We start from the raw sequence: 17,663 nt of genomic DNA, 5'->3' as shown, positions 1-17,663 counted from the left end.
CATTCACGGGCCGGCTACTGAGCGCCGAAGCTTCCCACCGGACTGAAGCCCTCAGGGAGGGCAAACGGGTCAACTACCCGATCCGAACGATCAGATACTGCCGCGAGCGCCGCCAATTCCCCTGCCGCACGGGCTATTCGTGCTGGGAGCGTGCTCGATGCGCTGTCTCCCCCACTGCCCCAATCTGCCGATGCCGCATATACCCCGGTCGGCACCGACACTGCGTGGAGATAGGTGAATAGCGGTCGCATCGCGTAGTCGATCGCAAGGGAGTGTCGATCGGTCCCGCCGGTTGCGCCGAGCAGCACAGGCAGGTCCGTGAGCGATTGCGGATCGAGTACGTCGATGAATGACTTGAACAGCCCGCTGTAACTCGTGGTGAAAATGGGCGTGACGGCGATGAGTCCATCCGCGCCCGTCACCGCGGCGATGGCGTCGTCGAGCTTGGTGCTCGGGAAGCCCGTGAGCAGGTTGTTCGTCACGTCGTGCGCGAGGTCGCGCAATTCGATGACAGTCACTTCTGCTTCGATGCCGCGTTCACGCAGGTCGTTGACGGTTGCCTCGGTGAGACGATCAGCGAGGAGCCTCGTGGATGATGGCTGGCTGAGGCCAGCGGTGATGACGGCAATTTTCTTGACGTCGGACATTATGTGCTTCTTTCTGAAGGTTGTGCTGAGCCGCGAAGGGGAAACGAGGAGATCTAGACGGTCACCGGCGCGTCAGCTGCGGCCGCAAGAGCGGCATCACGCTGGGCGACGAGCGAGGCATGGGTTGGAGCATCCGGAACTTCGGCTGGCCGATTGGTGGCGAATTCCTTGCGGAGCACGGGCACCACTTCTTCACCGAGGATGTCGAGCTGCTCAAGAACGGTCTTGAGCGGCAGGCCGGCGTGATCCATGAGGAAGAGCTGGCGTTGGTAGTCACCGAAGTGTTCGCGCATTCCGGCGTACTTGTCGATGACCTCTTGAGGGCTGCCAACGGCGAGCGGTGTCTGGTCGGTGAAGTCCTCCATCGACGGCCCGTGACCATACACGGGAGCGTTGTCGAAGTATGGGCGGAATTCTGCCTTGGCCGACTGAGAGTTGCTGCGCATGAAGGCCTGACCGCCCAGCCCGACGATGGCCTGTGCTGCCGTGCCGTGGCCGTAGTGCTCAAAGCGCTGACGGTAGTAGCTCACGAGACGCATGTAGTGCTCTTTCGGCCAGAAGATGTTGTTCGCAAAGAAGCCATCTCCGTAGTACGCGGCTTGCTCGGCAATCTCTGGGCTGCGGATGGAGCCGTGCCAGACAAAGGGAGGCACGCCATCCAAGGGTCGCGGAGTGGACTGGAAGCCCTGCAACGGTGTGCGGTACTTACCCTCCCAGTTGACGAACTCTTCACGCCACAGCTTGTGCAGCAGAGAATAGTTTTCAATGGCGAGCGGGATGCCCTCCCGAATGTCCTTGCCGAACCACGGGTAGACCGGGCCGGTGTTGCCTCGACCCATCATGAGGTCGGCGCGACCATCGGAGAGATGCTGAAGCATCGCGTAGTCCTCGGCGATTTTCACCGGGTCGTTTGTCGTGATGAGCGTCGTGCTCGTCGAGAGGATGAGCTTCTCGGTCTGAGCTGCGATGTACGCGAGCGTCGTGGTGGGGCTTGAGGAGAAGAACGGTGGGTTGTGGTGCTCCCCCAGGGCGAAGACATCGAGCCCGACTTCTTCCGCTTTCTTCGCGATCGTGACGATGGCCTTGATACGCTCGCCCTCGGTGGGCGTTGTGCCGTTGGTGGGGTCAGTCGTGACGTCGCTAACGGTGAAAATTCCGAACTGCATGGTGTGCTCCGGTCTCCCAAAATCTGTCTGGATGAATCAGTTATCCGGTTCAACCACCCTGTTTCCTGATAATTCCAGCACCGTACCGCCAGATGGCGGTTAACGGACTCTGAACGTGGATCGGGTGGCGGTACTGCCTGTACCGCATGAGACTCTAGCGTGGGGGCAGGCAGTCACACTGGCGTGACGCAGACCACTGGAGTTCTCATGACTACGAAGAATGTTCACCCGGCTCCCCCGTTCGATACTGAACTAGCCGCAGTTCTGGCTATCGTGAACGAGCAGCTACCGCCAACGCTCACTCCCGACATGATCGAGCCTCTGCGAACCGGGCTGGTTACGCCCGTCGCCGATTTGCTTGACGGGCGAGCCATCACTCATCGCGAAGAGACATTCGCTGGTCCCGGTGGGGACCTGCTGGTCTCCATCTTCCATCGCAACGATCACAGCGTGGCGGGGCCCGGCATTGTGCATACTCACGGCGGCGGAATGATCATCGGCGACCGCTTCAGCGGCATGGAAACGATGCTCGCCTGGGTTGAAGAATTGGATGCCGTTGTGGTGTCGGTCGAGTACCGGTTGGCTCCCGAGCATCCTGACCCTGCTCCGGTCGAAGACTGCTACGCGACTCTCGTGTGGACGGCAGAGAACGCAGCACGGCTCGGCATCGATGCGACAAAGCTCGTCATTGCTGGCGGTAGCGCTGGAGGAGGCCTTGCTGCGGGCACGACGCTCTTGGCGCGCGACCGCAATGGACCCGCTCTTGCCGCTCAAATGCTGATCTACCCGATGCTCGATGACCGCAACGAGACAGTGTCGAGCTATCAGATCGACGGCACGGGAGTCTGGGATCGCGGCAGCAATGACACCGGCTGGGATGCCCTGCTCGGCGACCGTCGTAAGACCGACGAAGTGTCTATTTACGCGGCACCCGCGCGCGCGACGGACCTCAGCAACTTGCCGCCCGCCTTTATTGACGTGGGCACCTCGGAAGTATTCCGCGACGAAGACGTCGCCTACGCCTCAACCATTTGGGCGTCGGGCGGCCACTGCGAACTGCACGTCTGGCCCGGCGGCTTCCACGGCTACGATGCCATGGCTCCTTTCGCCGCGCTCTCCATCGCCACTCAAGACGCTCGACTCAACTGGTTGCGCCGCACGCTCGGTCTGTAGCGAGTCTGCAGGCTTCAGCGCCACCGGTTCGCCTGCGGTTCGAGCCCTATGCGCGACTGTTCGTTCTGGGCGGGCCGCAATAGAGTAGGGCTCGAACCACAGAGGGCGGAACGAGAATGCAAGAACTAGCCGGACGCTTGAAAGCGCTCGATCCCGAAGCCAGCGAAACCCTGCGGGTGATCTCGTATTTCGACGCGCTCACCGCGGGCCACGCCAGTGCCGAAGTGCTCTTGCGCGGTGCAAGCATGCTCGCTGGATGCCCGGCAGGCCTCACTTCGCCGGCGCTGAACCTTCGAGTTGACGAGCGCGGGCGCCGCGGTTCTGATCCTGGCTCTGCAGACTCATGGCCAGCCCTGCCCGTTGCTGACGGTGCGACCGTCTGGATAGAACGCAAGGGGGCGTCCCACGCGAACGACGACATGATCCTCGAAAGAGTCGCGCTCGCAATCAGAATTCTTATCGAGCGAACCGGCGCAGCTGAATCCCTACATAACCCAGTCGAAGTAATTCTCGATGCAACGGAGACTCCCGAGCACCGTCAGAGTGCGGCACACTCCCTGCACCTTATTTCGACCACGCGCTACCGTGTGATAGCTCAGCCGGCGACCGCTACGACTGCCGCCGCGGGCCCATCCGCCGTCATCGCAACGGTGGTAGGCACTGTGCGCGCCGAAATTAGACTCAGCACGGATGCCGTGCAAGCTCCGCGCGCCGGAATCGGCATCGCTGCCGCGCCCGCTGATCTGGTGCGCTCGTGGATTTCGGCGCTCACCGCCCTTCGGTTGACTTCCGATAGTGAACCGGTGCTGCACGCTGACGATCTCGGCTCCCTGTTGTTGCTCGCGGAGATCAGTCCCGCCGGAGCGCCCGAGAATTGCGACCTCCAGTCGCTCGGTGTCGTGATTCGCGAGACCCCACGCATCCTGCCGATGCTCGACACCCTCGCAGCGAGTGAAAGCCTGCGCGCTGCGGCCAGTACGCTCGGTTTTCACCACTCGACTGTGCAATCCCGCGCAGAGGAACTGAGCGGAAAGTTGGGCTTCGATGTGCGCACAGCACGGGGACGCACACGGCTCTCAGTCGCTCTAGCTCTGTATCGTTTGGAGACTACGCGCTTCGACTAATAATTGTGCTGTCGCTGGCGTTGGCCGCCTCTAGGCTTCGGCGGAGAGTTGCCCACGAACGATCGAGTCACCGGAATGCGATGGATCTCCGTCAAACTGTTCCTCGGAGATATCGACGAGCGCATAGCGATCAACGTCCAGACCAGCGGGCACCGTGAAGTGGCCAGTGGTTCCTTCGACAATTCCGAGGCTCACGAGAGCCGTGGCATCCGTAGTGATTAGCCAGACTTCGCGATAACCACCATCGGCCGCCGGCGCAGCAAAGTTCACGTCGATCACCCGCGTGCCATCGGGCAGCCGCTCGAGTGTGGCCTCCCCCGATGCTTCAGCCCAATTCGGGAAAGCGTCGAGCGTTGCGCTTGCCAGAATTGTCGGTTGCTCGGCCGGCCGAAACGCTAGCCAAATCGCCGAACCCGCTGCGGCAACGAGAGCAAGAGATGCCGCGGCAGCGAGAGCACCGATCCAGGGGCGCCGGCGCTTCTCAAGCGAATGAATGATGGCGCCTGCCGCACTATTCTCGTCGCGCGCGGGCACACTAACTCCGGTCGGTTCGCCAGCTTCGGCAGGAACACTGATTTCGGGACTGAGCGACAACTCATCGCTGATGCGCTCCCAGACCCGTGACGGCGGATCGAGTAATTCTCCAGCGTCGAACGTGGAGCGGCCAATCATCGCCGCACGCGAGAGCACCTCGATTTCGCGGCGGCACTGATCACACTCGCTCACGTGAACACTGTCTTCAGGGAGGGCAACCTGTTCGCCGAGGGCAAGCAGAGCGAGCACTTCAGGATCAACGTGTCGCATAGGTCGCCTCCAATCGTATTCTCATCCGTTGCAGACTGCGCCGGATATGGCTTTTGACCGTTCCTAAAGGTAGTTCGAGACGGTCGGCTATTTGGTTGTGAGTGAGATCGTCGAAGAATGCTAAGCGCATGATCGCTTGAGCATCCGAATCAAGTCGAGAGATTTCATCGGCCACCAAAAGAGTGTCAGCCAGATCGAAGTCTTCCACAATCGGCTCCCCCCGTGATGTCGTTGCCGTGAGCTGTTCGTGAAGTCGCCGCACTCGCGCTCTCGCTTCATGGGTGTCAGCAATTTTGTTCTTTGTGATGCCAACCAACCAGGCGGAGAGGCTCGATCGCTCTGGCTTGTAGCTTGCCCGCCCGGTCCATGCAGACACAAAAACTTTCTGGGTGACGTCTTCGGCATCACCTCGGTCGCCGAGAGAACGAACTGCCAGAGTAAACACTAGAGAAGACCAGCGGCGGTAAACGTCAGCGAGTGCAGACTCGTCGCCCGCAATGAAGGCCTGAGTCATGCGGGCTTCCTCGGCGACTTCTTCGTCGGTCATGGCTCTCCGGTTGGTGGTAGTCACAGCGGATTGGCGATCGCTACAACGTTGTCTGAATATCTCCGCACATTCTGGTCGAACTGTCCACCACAAGTGAGAAGAACAATTCGCGGAGCGCCCTGCCGGTCAAACACTTGGTCAAGCGGAACTTGCTCCTTCTGGATGCTTTGTACAGATTCGAGACGGTATCGATGGTCGACTCCGTCATCTGTCGTCACGATTATTTCTGCGTCAGCTGGCATCGTCGACAGGTAGGCAAAAGGGCCAAGGCCCTGAATAAAATCGTCGACGTGAGCGGTGATTACGGTGGATCCCCGTTCGCTACTCGGCGATGAGCCGAACCGATACCAGCCGGCCACGGTGATATTTTCCGGAATCTGCATGAAGCCGTCTGCTTCGATGCCGACCGGAGCGATGGCGATGTCAACTGAGACGGAAGGGATCTGGATCCGAACCGGGATTGCTACTGGCTCAATCGGCGCGATCTCGCTCGACTGACGCGGAACGTCGACCACTGCAGTAGGGCGCGGAGCCGGTGCAGGATCTGGTGCAATAGATTGCGCCGGCGCTGCGGTGCAACCAGCAAGAAGAAGCGCCAAGGCCGCGAGGGCTAGGGTTCTCGCGGCCATGACGTTCTCCTTGCTGGGGTTGGTGAGTGCTAGTTGGTGACTGCTGGTGGGTGAATTACTTCGTCGCTCGAGCTGCAGAGACTCGCGTTGCGGCGAATCCGGCGAGGGCGATGAGCGCCGCAAGAGCACCCAGTCCTCCGAGGAGAAGCCCGTTGTTGTTGCTACCGGCGAGGCCAGCGGTACCGGCATCCACTCCACCCGGGGTTGAGTGAAGGCCCTCAATGGTCTGCACTGCGATGGTGAGGTTGTCGTCGGCGGCGCTGCCCCAGGCGTACACAATGGTGTTGACACCTTCGGCAATCGTGACGTCAGCCGGGCCAATAACCGGATCCGTGGTTCCGGTCAGCGCAACGGCAGCGGAGATAGTTCCCACCGCGAGGTTTGCCTTTACTTCATCGGGGTTACTGAGGTTGGTGAACGCTGCAGCACCATTGGCGAGTACGTCTACAGCGGGGGCTGCGGCCGTGTGACGGACGGTGAGCTTGCCCTCTCCCGCCGGAATTGTGCTCAGGTCGTTGGTGAACAGGGTCGCTGTTGGATCACCGGCAGCATCCAAGTGAGCAACTGCCGTGTAGCTCATGTTGGCTTCCAACGTGAGATCGATCGGGCCAATTGCCGGCGATGAGTCATCAGCGGCATCGGCGGCTGTGATCGCCACCGTATAGGTTCCGGCGGGAAGGTCGAGGGGGCCTGCGAGGTCACCAGGTTCGAAGTCGTCAAGGGTGAGTTCACCATTGACATACACGTCGACGACTAGGTCAGGCACAGCGTGAAGCACGTACAGGTCTGCGCTGGAGTCTGAGATTGCGTTTGCGGGGATAGCGACGCCCACTGCGGCGATCGCGCCGACAGCTACGCCGGCAATGATTCTGTTTCGCACGGTTCTTGTCCTCTCATGTGTAGGCGTAATTCGCCTGACATGGAGTACTTCTGACTGAGACCCTGTTTTGGATGCAGCAATCTCAAAAAAACTTCGAAAAGTTTTTCGATGGTGCACCGGGCGTCCGGATTATGGGGTGGATTCGGCTCGACTCTCGCGCCGCCGCCACCCCAACCACGCCATAACAATGGCTCCGACTACGAGCGCCCAAAATGCGGAGCCGATGCCGATCACGGTGATCCCCGAACTCGCAACCAAGAACGTGGCAATCGCAGCGATGCGATGGTGCGGTGCATCAAGCGCTGTTCGTACCGACGTGATCAATGCGCCAATCACAGCGAGCCCGGCGATAGCAACGACGACGATCGGCGGCGCAATAGCGACTAGGGCTGTCGCGAAGCCGGCACCGAGACCGATCACAACATAGGTGGCGCCCGCTGATACCGAGGCAATCCAGCGCTTTCGACTGTCATCGTGCGCTTCCTCGCTCGCGGTGAGCGCCGCCGTGATTGCCGCAAGATTGAGTGCGTGGCCACCAAAAACGGCTCCAACCGCAGACGCCGCGCCGGTAACCGTGAGCGCAGGACCCGCTGGCACTTCGTAGCCATAAGTGCGCATGACCGTGAAGCCAGGCACGTTTTGACCAGCCATCGTCACGATGAACAGGGGGATGCCAAGACTGACAATCAGAATGGGGTCGAAGATCGGTGCCACAAAGGTGAGTTGCGGCACGAAGGTCGACGCCTCAATTCCGTCGCCATTCGATGTGAGCGTAATCGCGACGACGGCGGCCACCAACGCGCCCGGAACAGCCCAGCGCGGCGCGACCTTCAGCAGAATGAGCCACACGATCACCATGGGGAGCCCCAGCCACGGGTATTCCACCGATGCCGTGATCGGCGCAAGACAAATGGGAAACAGGATCCCCGCCAGCATCGCACTAGCAATCGGCTGCGGAATGCGAGTGATGAGCCGGCCGAGTGCTGGCACCAGTCCACACACCATGATCAACGCCGCACACACGATGAACGCTCCGACGGCCGCGCGAAACTCAACATCTCCCTGAGCAGCAACAATGAGCAGTGCGGCACCCGGAGTTGACCACGCAACGGTGATCGGCATCCGGTATCGCCAAGCGAGCCCAATCGTGACGAGTCCCATAAGAACGGTAAGCGCTAGGAGACCGGATGCCGCCTGCGCATCGCTTGCGCCGACAGCGCGTAGGCCAGCGACCACGAGGGTAAATGATGAGGCGAATCCGGCTATGCCAGCAATCACGCCAGTAGTAAGGAGCTGAAAAATGGCGATCGTCGCTCTCTGCTTACGGCCAGTACCGGCTCATCATATCGTCGCGCTCAGATCGCGGAACGAAGGTTAAAGCGCGAGCACAATCTTTCCCCGCGAGTGACCAGTCATGAGCTTCTTGTATGCCTCGGAGACCTCCTCGAAGGGGAACACCGAATCAATGGGAACCTGAACGGTCCCCGCAGCCACAAGAGCGGCAAGCGAAGCAAGGTCGTCGGGGCTGGCCCCGGCTGCACCAACAACAGATGTGCCGTAGTCCTCGCTAGCTGCATAGTCAGCGATGGAATTGATGCGGGATGCCGGTGCACCAAGCGCAAGCGCGGCATCCACCGTCTCACGCCCATTGTTATCGAGTGCGGCCGTAATACCTTCTGGACTGATTTCGAGAATGCGCTCAACCATGCCCTCGCCGTAGGTCACCGGCAGGATGCCGAGCGACCTCAAGAATTCATGGTTCGATTCACTGGCCGAGCCAATGACTCGCGCGCCAGTGAGCTTGGCGAGTTGCGCAGCAATCACCCCAACTCCGCCAGCAGCGGCGCTGACGAGAATAGTGTCTGCTGACGTGAGTGAAACACTCTCGACACTCGCCCAGGCGGTGCGGCCAGCAATGTCGAGGCCACCGGCCTGTTCCCAACTGAGAGCGGCCGGCTTGCGAACAAGCTTCTTTGTGGGAACAACAACATAGTCGGCTTGCCCACTGAACCCCTTTCCTCCGAGCACTTCATCGCCGATAGCCCATTCCGAAACGCCGTCGCCAAGTTCATCAACGACACCAGCGAAATCGTTGCCGTTGCCACTGGGGAATGCGACTTTCTGTGGCGTCGAAGTGGCACCGCCACTAAATACTTTGGCGTCAAAAGGATTGACGCCGGCAAACCTGACCCGCACCCGCACTTCGCCAACACCAGCATGGGGTTCAGAAACTTCGGAAATCGTGAGCACTTCTGGCCCACCGAGCTGAGAGAAAGTAACGCGACGCGACATATATCGAGCCTAACGGGTGCGTCGCACTTGCACGCAAGCCCGTCGATGCTGGGAGAATGAACCCAACAATTACGGATCGACCACACATCTGAGGACACCCATGAGCCCGTCTGAAAGCACACCATTCCGCTCTACCTCTGCCGAGGACCTTCTTCCGGGGCTACTGCGAGTTCACCGCGGCCAGCTCGTCGCGGTAGCGGTGATCGGACTCGTCCTCGGTGTCATTGGTCTCCTGTTTCCTGCCGCAACCATGTTGACTGTTGCAATCCTCTTCGGCATCTACCTCATCGCCTCAGGACTATTCCGCATCACGGCAGCATTCGTTGCCAATAACCTCGACTCGCCCATGCGCTGGGTCACTGGCCTACTCGGCTTATTGGTGGTTATTGCAGGCATCCTGTGTCTCTCTAACCCATTCCAATCGCTCGGAGCACTCGCGCTCGTCATTGGAATTGGATGGATTCTCGAGGGCATCGTCGACCTCGTAGGTGGCGTTCGTGGCACCATCCACCCTCGCTGGTTCGGCTGGCTCAGCGGCATCGTTTCGATTGCAGCAGGAGTAGCCATGTTCGTATTACCAGCAGCCGGGCTACTTTCGCTCGTCGCAATCGGCGCAATCTTGATGATCGCCGTCAGCATCACCACCCTGCTCACCCTGCCGCGGAAGAACAAGCGGTCAGCTGATACCGCAACCGGGCCAACAGCCTAATTCGGCTCGTCACCGCGGTGACGACGACGGCCAGAATTAAGAACCACGGCCAGAGTTAACAACAAAGGCCGCCATCGCAATGCGATGACGGCCTTTGGCAAGTGTGACGAATCGACTAGCGACGCAATCCCAGCTTCTCGATCAGCGTGCGGTAACGCGTGATGTCGACGTTCTGCAGGTAACCCAGCAGACGGCGACGCTGACCAACAAGAAGAAGCAGTCCACGACGTGAGTGGTGGTCGTGCTTGTGCATCTTGAGGTGCTCCGTGAGGTCGAGGATGCGACGAGTCATCATCGCGATCTGGACCTCGGGGGATCCCGTGTCACCTGGGTGGGTTGCGTATTCTTCGATGATCGCCTTCTTGATACTTGCTTCAAGTGCCATAAGGTAATCCCCTCTCTAGTCGTTGCGCGGTGCCCATAGCTGAATGCTTGAGCTCTCTTTATCCGCGGCCGTTAGACGGCAACCTTGAGAGTTTAGCAGAACTGGGAGCTCGGCAGGACGAGCGGCAAAGTTAGCCCTTTACTAATTCAGCAATTGACGGACCGACGACGATCAGCATGGTTACCGTTGCCGCGATTGCCGCGGCGCCTCCAGCAACAAGCAACAAGCGATATCGCTGACGCGCAGCGTCGACTTCAGCCCGAAGTCTTTCGAACCGCGCGGTGAGCCTCACGTTCGCGTTACCTGCTGCCGGTAGAACATGCCATGACTCGAGACGAGCTGCTGTGGCTACAAGACGGTTCACCTCCCCTACGGAGTGCACCGGAGGTTCGTGGAGAAGCCAGCTCACGAGTTCTCCGAGCTGAAGCACCGGAACGGGCGGGCGCTTATTGCCATAAATGACACCGGAGGCACCCCCAATGGTCACGACGGGACGGACCCCGATGTGATCAGCACCGAGATCAGCCAACTCCTCAGCCAGGCGATCCGCCCCAATCAGGGCATCCCGAACATAGGCAACGCGGCGCCCATTGACCATAATCATCCGACCAGCGGTCACAATCTTCGCTAGCGGATGTTGCCGACTGCATACCAAGAAGACTCCAGGAGGACCGAGCACTATGTGGTCGGTATTGATCCGGTTAGTCACTCTGCGGGTCGAATGGGCAACGCACCAGTCTGCGCCTAAGGCTGCAAGGGCGACTGCCGTTTCCAGCTCGCTGAGAGCCGAAGAATAGTGCTGACGTGCCGTCGTCGAGAGGGGATTAACACCAAAAAATCTAGCCGGCGCGCTCTGACGTTCGCGCGCAGCCTGCGCTCGAAGGCAGGCAGACATCGCCGGCCCAAAACCGACTTCGGCCTCTGCAACCGCTGGTGCCCCAGCCATGGTTTCGGCACCCTCGCGCCGCTCAACACCACTCACTCAATTCCCCCACACGCCACAGGCAGAGATTAGCTGGATTCTGTGAATCACCCAACTCGGCGCATGGGGGTAGAACGGCCGTTTAGAGTTGAGAGGTGAATGTGTCCCCGCTACTCGACCTGCTGCTTATTGCGCTGCTGCTTGGGTACGTGGCCTATGGCATCTCGATAGGGCTGACCAGAAGCGTTTTCGTCATCGCGGGAATCGTCGCGGGAGTCATTGCCGCTGTATTGCTTGCGCCATCAATATCAACCTCGATTCCGTGGCCACAGCTTCGCGTCGCTCTTACTATTGTGGCCGCGATTGCTCTAATCGCAATTGGGCACGCGATCGGTGCAGCGATAGCTCGCGCACTTCGCGAGGAACTCGAAACCAGCAAACTCAGAGGCATCGACCGAGTCGCGGGGGGCATAGCCAATGGTGTCCTTGCCGCGCTAATCGTTTCGACCGTCAGCTTTAGCGTCGCGCAGCTCGGCTCACCGCTACTCTCCCGCACCATTTCAGGCTCGGCTGTCATCAGCACAATTCAGGACCTGACACCGAATGACGTCGAACTCAGAATCGCGCAATTGCGCACTGTGCTCGCCGATCAGGGCGTACCGTTCTTCACATCCAAGCTCGGAGCCGCTGGCGGGAAAATCCCGACGATCGACACTGACAGCGCAATTCTCGCCACGGCAGCCGAATCCGTTGTTCGGATCACCGGCAACGCCTACGCCTGTGGCCAAGCCCAGACCGGTACAGGATTCGTGGTTTCCGATGAACGAATTGTTACCAACGCTCATGTCGTTGCTGGCACGGAACGCCCCGTGATCGAAGCGCTAAACGGCCAAGTCCTCACCGGAACAATCGTGTATTTCGACCCGAGCGACGACCTCGCTGTAATCGCGGTACCCGGACTCAGCTCCGCTCCCCTCCCACTCGGCCGCACTGTACGCCCCGGAACTAGTGCCGCTATCGAGGGCTATCCCTACGGAGGGCCCATCACCGTCGATGCAGCACTAGTGCAGCACGTCAGCACAACCAGCAGCCCCGACATTTATGGGTCTGGCGGTTCGCCTCGCGAGGTTTACACCCTCGCAGGCCAGGTGAATCCCGGAAACTCCGGTGGCCCACTGCTCTCGCTCAGGGGGGAAGTAATCGGAGCAATCTTTGCTCGAGGTGCCGACCAAGAGAATGTCGGTTACGCACTAACCCTCACCGAGCTTCAACCCGCCGTTGATGACGCACCCGGCCTCTCCGCGACTGTGTCAAGCGGTGCGTGCATTCCGGGCTAGTCGCGCTGCTCGCTATCCGGTGATGACGACGCGGTCGAATCGAACAGCAGAGTCTCGAACGAGCCAGGGTCGCCAGGGCACGCATCGGCGGACGCGTCATCCCACATCGAAAATGCAAACCATGACCAGTCGTCGCCAAGCTTCTTGAAAACATTGCGCGGAATGACAAAGCTCACTACAGCGCCATCGATCTCAGCATCATCGACATCAAGTCGATCGCTCTTCTTGTCATCGAACTCGTACGAAGTGACGCTCTCAATCTCGCGATCATTGATCTCAACAGAGAACTGATAGGCGCGATCAGCGTCGGATCGTTCAACATAAATGCCCAACTGTGCCGAGCCAGTGGGCACAGCGGATGCCAGAGTCACGTCGACGGTGAGATCGCCACGGTCCGTCTGAGTCAGCGAGGCTTCAACAATATCGAGTGCGACTGTCTCTTCGGTGAAATCGACACAGCGCGCCCCGGTCGACTCCTCGGTTGGAGCGACAGCGGCAGATTCCGGCACTGTGAGGTCAGGCGAAACTGCGGACGGGGAAACGCCCGGCGTTGGCGCTTGAGCACCGCTGCCAGGAGTCGTCGCGGCAGCGAGCGTAATAACGATGGTCACAACAACGGCAAACACCAGAAGCGCAACAACCGCCACAATCACCGGCGCAACCGCAACACGTCGCTGCACAGGATCCAACGGAGGCTCAGAAGTCACCCAGTCACGCTAGCAGCCTCCCGAGCCCGACTTCGCAAGCGCAAGAAGCCGGTGACGATCAACAACTGTCCCGAAACATACAGCGCCATGATTACGGCATCCGAATTCCACCACGCTCCCGTCGGGGCGAACAGAGCCCAGGCCAAAGAGGTGTCTGAAACCAAGAACAGCACAGCCCCGGTCGCAATCGTGGCGCTTGTGGCAAACGCTGCGGCTGTCGATGCACCAAGCACGATTCCATAGATGGCTAGTGGAAGTAAGAAGACGCCAAGATCGTCGCGTAGCAAGAGGAGCATGCCCATCCACCACACAACAAGCCCTGTGGTTGACCAAGGGATGTGACGGGTTCGAAGGCTTCGAATAAAGAGAACGAAGTACACAACGTGGGTACACAAGCCGAACCAAGGACATGGATCGCAGAAACCGCTAGGTACGGAACAAACCAGCGCGCGGAAGGCATGGCCCCAGAATACGCTTCGCTCACGTCAATATGAAGAATTTTCGACATCATGGCGGCGCCGGAGCGTAACCCGAGCACGGTGGCGCACGGCAGCAACGCTGAGAGTAATGACGACGCCGATAGTCGCGCCGAGGGAATTGGAAAGAATATCCCGTGGATCAGACACCCTCGATGGAATGAACTGCTGCACCCACTCGATACCCGCGGTCAAACCGACCGCAAGCCCAATCGCAAGCCACCACTGCCGCTTGCCCACGAGCAAAACAAAAAACAAACCAAGCGGAACAAAGAGAGCAATGTTCGCCACGAACTCAAGATCATTGAACGTCAACCACTGTGTTGCAGAAAATCGGTCGAGGAATAGCGCGAGTCGCCAGAGCGGACCGTCGCGCTGATCAGGCGCTTGGGGACTCAAAGTGAGCCACGCCACGATTGCCAAATATCCGAACGTGGCAACGCTCAGATATGGATGTCGCCTAAACATTCATCCATCGTGCCTTACCTCGAGAGAGAAAGCGCTCGACTCGCTAACGACTCACGGCTGACTATGGATCAACGCATAAGGAACTCACATGTCGCGTACGACCGCAGAAGCGAGGATCGAGACAAGAATCCACACGGAAAGAAACAGGATGATCACCGAAGCAGCACCCCACAGGAAACGTCGCGCCGTTGCCGCGCGAACTTCATGATGGATCCGCACGAACGCTCGCGTTAGATTTCGTGCCTTTCGAGCGCTCTTTTGAGGTTGTGGCCATGTGTCGTTGGCTTCGGCCGCACCAGAAATGTTGGCAACATCCTCACCGGAAAGCACCGACGGGGCCGAGAGCAGCCACTGTTCAAGCTGCATCGAGGTGAGCACGTGAACGTCAGCAGCATCCTGCAAGGTGGAAACCTTAGTCGGCTCAACCAAGACAAGGACTGGCGTGACCCTAATCGTGGCGCCGAGAGCGTTGCTGAGCGACTCAGCGACGATAGTCGCAGCGGACTTGGCCTCGCGCAACCCGGGATTGACACTTTTAGCGACAATGAGTTCATCACCATTGACGGCAACTTCGTCGCCCCGGCAATTTACGACGGCAATCGCAAAGACTCCCGCGCGGCCAACGGCAAAGTGATCAAGCGAGGAAGGGCCAAGAGGAACACCGTGCAGCACATCCCAGCTGTGCCCAAGATGGTCAAGGATGGAGCCGACAAGTAACTCGCCAACGGCGCCACGGTAGTGCGCTTTGCCTTCATCAGTGAGCGGGGATACGCCAAAGGTGCGCGCCAAGCGTCCTCGTGGCGCTCGGTGTGATTGCGCTTCGATTACGGCGGCCATAGCTGACTGTCCAGCGATCCGGCCGCGAAGATCGTTATTCTGCGGCACGCAGACCCTCCAGCTCTCACATGCACCTCAATGCATGCAGAAATACGTTGGGCCGGAGGCTCCCCCGCCTCCGGCCCGACTCGTGGCGAAAACTCGCTCCCGAGTGAAGGTCCCTCCCCCGAGGAACAACTTCTAGATACATAGTGCCTAACCTGAGAATTTCATGAAACCCCCACTTTTGGGCCTACCCGAGTGGGGGTGAACAGCCGCGAGCACCCTATTTCGGTAAGGGAATACCTTCCGGGAGCCCCTCAGAAGCCACAATGCTGAGGCGCTGGGTTGGGCGCGTCATCGCGACATACAGGGCGGCAGCGCCCCGAGTTATCTCGTCAACAATGCGCTGAGGCTCGACGACAACAACCGAATCGAACTCCAAACCTTTAGATTCTCGAGGCGTCAGTACGGCGATCGGCTTATTGAGGCCCGCTGCGCCCTCACCAACGAGACCCGGAAGCGCACTGGTGAGTGCAGCAACGGTTTCGTCCGTCAGCGACTCGCTCACGATGACCGCCGTGGTTCCATCAGTAGAGATAGCCCGATCGGCATGCACTGCATCGACAACGCTCCCGGCACGACTTTCAGGGGATGTCGTCGTCACGGCTACCGGCCACGGGCTCTCCCGCACAGCCCGCGACGGCGTGATCGACACGTGATGGGCTAAAGCAACTGCTTCGGCAACCGCAACAATCTGAGAGGGGGTGCGGTAATTGACGGTGAGTTCTTCAAGCCGCCACGCGCTACCGACATGAGCCCCCAACGCTTTTTCCCAACTCGTTGCAGCCGCTGCAGCACTTGCTTGAGCCACGTCACCGACAATCGTGAACGATTTCAGAGGATTGCGACGCCCGAGGAGACGCCACTGCATGGGCGAAAGTTCCTGAGCTTCATCGACAACGATATGCCCGTAGGCCCAAGAGCGATCAGCGGCAGCGATATCAGCGGTCGACGCACGTTCGACAGCCACCTCAAATCCGTCAGCAAGGGTCTCGGCATCAATCATGCCTTCAACACCCATGTTCTCAATGGCTGCGGCCGCGTTCTCGAGGTCACGCTTGCGCTGCTGGGCGTGCTCATGCTCGGCCGCGGTGTGGGCTACATCCACTTCACCGAGCCATTCGGCTGCTTCATCGAGCAGTGCAACGTCACTGATCGTAAATGCGGCATCGCGCTCACGCAGCAGCAATTGCCTCTCCGCGGGAGTCCAGCGGGGCGTGAGACTCTCCAGCCACGCCGGCCGAGCGTAGAGATCGCTAATGAGTTTCTGAGGCGACAGGGGCATCCATGCCGTGTTCAGCGCAACCTTGACGTCGTGGGCAGTGCGGATGTCTTCGCGCAACCATTTCTGATCGGAATCGTCGATGGTGTTGCCGTGTGAACGAAGCTGTTCGGCGAGCATCCGGCTCAAAGCGGCGATCGCGGCCTTATTGAATGTCACTCGAGCAAGATTGTGGGGCTTGTGGGAATCCCACGCCTTCTGCATCGCACCACGAATGAGATCAGCGGGAACATCAAGGATTTCACCATTGATTTCCATGCGCTGAGTAGCGGTAGGCACTACCTGACGTGACCGAACAGCCCTCCTGATCAGCGCCGCCATTTCTAGCGAACCTTTAAGGCTCGCAACCGCATCTAGATCTTCGCGACGAGCATCCACACCCGGGAATAGCTGTCCGAGGCTCGCGAGCACCACGCCCGTCTCACCGAGCGAGGGCAGTACCGCTTCGATGTACCGCAAGAACGAGCGAGACGGACCGACAATCAGCACACCGGATGTCGAAAGACGTTCACGATGCGAATACAGCAGGTACGCCGCGCGGTGCAGCGCTACCGCCGTTTTTCCAGTACCTGGTCCGCCCTGCACCACCAGGGCACCGCTGAGTTCGGAGCGAATGATCGCATCTTGCTCGGCCTGGATCGTCGCGACGATGTCGCCCATCCGGCCCGTGCGTTCGGCAGTGAGGCTGGCCATGAGAGCCGCCTCGCCTTGAAGTGAGACTGCGTCGCTCTCAAGAATCTCTGAGTCAAAGATTTCATCGTCGATGCGCACAATGTTGCGCCCGCTGCTTTGGAGGTGGCGTCGAGCGCGAGCCCCGAGCGGGGTCGCGGCCGTTGCCTGATAAAACGCTCGTGCCTGAGGAACTCGCCAATCGAGAAGCAGCGGCAATTGGTCATCGTCACGAAGGCCGATTCGACCGATGTAGCGCAGCACGCGACCGCTTTCATCGCCATCGGGTTCCAACTCGAGCCGACCAAACGCCAATCTTTCGTCAATCTCGCGCAACTGGCCAACTCGATCTTCATAGATTCGGGCAAAAGCATCGCGCTCAGACCGGTTCTGATGGGTTCCTCCTGGAGCGCTCCTGCGCACAGCCTCCAGCTGTTGTTGAGCGGCATCCCGAAGCGAATCGAGTCGGCGATAGAGACCATGGACATAGTCCCGTTCCCGTTCAAGTTCACTCGATGACATTCGGGTTCCTCTCCAAATTGCGGCCTTCAATGGTACGCCGTTTTT

General features: G+C 59.6%; 19 protein-coding genes. 4 read left to right on the top strand and 15 right to left on the bottom strand.

All coding sequences use genetic code 11. The annotated features are described in order from the left end of the window. Positions 1-14: 14 nt before the first annotated feature. Entirely contained in the window at positions 15-647 is a 633-nt protein-coding gene (locus tag AC1ENN_RS05670; RefSeq protein ID WP_449648947.1) for an FMN reductase, read from the bottom strand. 53 nt (positions 648-700) lie between these two features. Then, complete coding sequence (locus AC1ENN_RS05665) at positions 701-1,813, bottom strand: LLM class flavin-dependent oxidoreductase (RefSeq protein WP_449648946.1); 1,113 nt, start codon at positions 1,811-1,813, stop codon at positions 701-703. A 207-nt stretch (positions 1,814-2,020) separates the two neighbouring features. Between AC1ENN_RS05665 and AC1ENN_RS05660 the strand changes: the two genes are divergently transcribed. Together AC1ENN_RS05660 and AC1ENN_RS05655 are read left to right on the top strand one after the other, a co-directional pair. Next, positions 2,021-2,986, top strand: a complete 966-nt coding sequence (locus AC1ENN_RS05660) for an alpha/beta hydrolase (protein ID WP_480406845.1) — start codon at positions 2,021-2,023, stop codon at positions 2,984-2,986. A gap of 116 nt (positions 2,987-3,102) precedes the next feature. Further along, positions 3,103-4,110 (top strand): helix-turn-helix domain-containing protein, encoded by a 1,008-nt coding sequence (locus tag AC1ENN_RS05655; protein WP_480406844.1) that lies wholly within the window; start codon positions 3,103-3,105, stop codon positions 4,108-4,110. A gap of 30 nt (positions 4,111-4,140) precedes the next feature. On the opposite strand, the gene AC1ENN_RS05650 is transcribed toward AC1ENN_RS05655, so the two are convergent. The 6 genes from AC1ENN_RS05650 to AC1ENN_RS05625 form a co-directional block, all read right to left on the bottom strand. Then, positions 4,141-4,914, bottom strand: a complete 774-nt coding sequence (locus AC1ENN_RS05650) for an anti-sigma factor (protein ID WP_480406843.1) — start codon at positions 4,912-4,914, stop codon at positions 4,141-4,143. Continuing rightward, entirely contained in the window at positions 4,901-5,461 is a 561-nt protein-coding gene (locus AC1ENN_RS05645; RefSeq protein ID WP_480406842.1) for an RNA polymerase sigma factor, read from the bottom strand. Before AC1ENN_RS05645 ends, AC1ENN_RS05650 begins: the two co-directional genes overlap by 14 nt. Positions 5,462-5,481: 20 nt before the next feature. Beyond that, positions 5,482-6,090 carry a class F sortase gene (locus AC1ENN_RS05640; RefSeq protein WP_480406841.1) on the bottom strand — a complete coding sequence of 203 codons (609 nt, stop codon included), beginning with the start codon at positions 6,088-6,090 and terminating at the stop codon, positions 5,482-5,484. A gap of 55 nt (positions 6,091-6,145) precedes the next feature. After that, entirely contained in the window at positions 6,146-6,970 is an 825-nt protein-coding gene (locus tag AC1ENN_RS05635; protein WP_449648940.1) for a DUF4397 domain-containing protein, read from the bottom strand. Between the two features lie 129 nt (positions 6,971-7,099). Further along, complete coding sequence (locus tag AC1ENN_RS05630; RefSeq protein ID WP_480406931.1) at positions 7,100-8,272, bottom strand: benzoate/H(+) symporter BenE family transporter; 1,173 nt, start codon at positions 8,270-8,272, stop codon at positions 7,100-7,102. Positions 8,273-8,344: 72 nt separating this feature from the next. Further along, positions 8,345-9,262 carry an NADP-dependent oxidoreductase gene (locus AC1ENN_RS05625; RefSeq protein ID WP_480406840.1) on the bottom strand — a complete coding sequence of 306 codons (918 nt, stop codon included), beginning with the start codon at positions 9,260-9,262 and terminating at the stop codon, positions 8,345-8,347. A gap of 100 nt (positions 9,263-9,362) precedes the next feature. Between AC1ENN_RS05625 and AC1ENN_RS05620 the strand changes: the two genes are divergently transcribed. Further along, a complete protein-coding gene (locus AC1ENN_RS05620) occupies positions 9,363-9,971 on the top strand; it encodes an HdeD family acid-resistance protein (RefSeq protein ID WP_449648938.1) in 609 nt (202 codons plus the stop codon). A 115-nt stretch (positions 9,972-10,086) separates the two neighbouring features. Here AC1ENN_RS05620 and rpsO read toward each other — a convergent pair whose 3' ends face one another. After that, on the bottom strand, positions 10,087-10,356 hold the full coding sequence (gene rpsO, locus AC1ENN_RS05615) for a 30S ribosomal protein S15 (RefSeq protein WP_009771894.1): 270 nt from the start codon (positions 10,354-10,356) through the stop codon (positions 10,087-10,089). Positions 10,357-10,486: 130 nt separating this feature from the next. Further along, the gene (locus AC1ENN_RS05610; RefSeq protein WP_480406839.1) at positions 10,487-11,338 is read right to left on the bottom strand and encodes a hypothetical protein; all 852 of its coding nucleotides are present in this window, start codon (positions 11,336-11,338) and stop codon (positions 10,487-10,489) included. A 95-nt stretch (positions 11,339-11,433) separates the two neighbouring features. Between AC1ENN_RS05610 and AC1ENN_RS05605 the strand changes: the two genes are divergently transcribed. Further along, complete coding sequence (locus tag AC1ENN_RS05605; RefSeq protein ID WP_480406838.1) at positions 11,434-12,615, top strand: MarP family serine protease; 1,182 nt, start codon at positions 11,434-11,436, stop codon at positions 12,613-12,615. Here the strand turns inward: AC1ENN_RS05605 and AC1ENN_RS05600 are convergent. The 5 genes from AC1ENN_RS05600 to AC1ENN_RS05580 all read right to left on the bottom strand — a co-directional run bounded on the left by AC1ENN_RS05600 (position 12,612) and on the right by AC1ENN_RS05580 (position 17,618). After that, a complete protein-coding gene (locus AC1ENN_RS05600) occupies positions 12,612-13,322 on the bottom strand; it encodes a hypothetical protein (RefSeq protein WP_480406837.1) in 711 nt (236 codons plus the stop codon). The genes AC1ENN_RS05605 and AC1ENN_RS05600 overlap by 4 nt on opposite strands. Continuing rightward, a complete protein-coding gene (locus AC1ENN_RS05595; protein ID WP_480406836.1) occupies positions 13,319-13,717 on the bottom strand; it encodes a lysoplasmalogenase family protein in 399 nt (132 codons plus the stop codon). Before AC1ENN_RS05595 ends, AC1ENN_RS05600 begins: the two co-directional genes overlap by 4 nt. Before the next feature lie 90 nt (positions 13,718-13,807). Then, positions 13,808-14,266 (bottom strand): VanZ family protein, encoded by a 459-nt coding sequence (locus tag AC1ENN_RS05590; RefSeq protein ID WP_449648933.1) that lies wholly within the window; start codon positions 14,264-14,266, stop codon positions 13,808-13,810. Between the two features lie 84 nt (positions 14,267-14,350). After that, positions 14,351-15,151, bottom strand: a complete 801-nt coding sequence (locus tag AC1ENN_RS05585) for a nuclease-related domain-containing protein (RefSeq protein ID WP_449648932.1) — start codon at positions 15,149-15,151, stop codon at positions 14,351-14,353. Positions 15,152-15,368: 217 nt separating this feature from the next. Next, positions 15,369-17,618, bottom strand: a complete 2,250-nt coding sequence (locus AC1ENN_RS05580) for a HelD family protein (protein ID WP_449648931.1) — start codon at positions 17,616-17,618, stop codon at positions 15,369-15,371. Between the last annotated feature and the right edge of the window lie 45 nt (positions 17,619-17,663).

The organism is Rhodoglobus sp. G.S.23, from assembly GCF_056675935.1.
The sequence above is the reverse complement of the archived record's forward strand: the minus strand, read 5'-3'. Positions and strand labels throughout refer to the sequence as shown.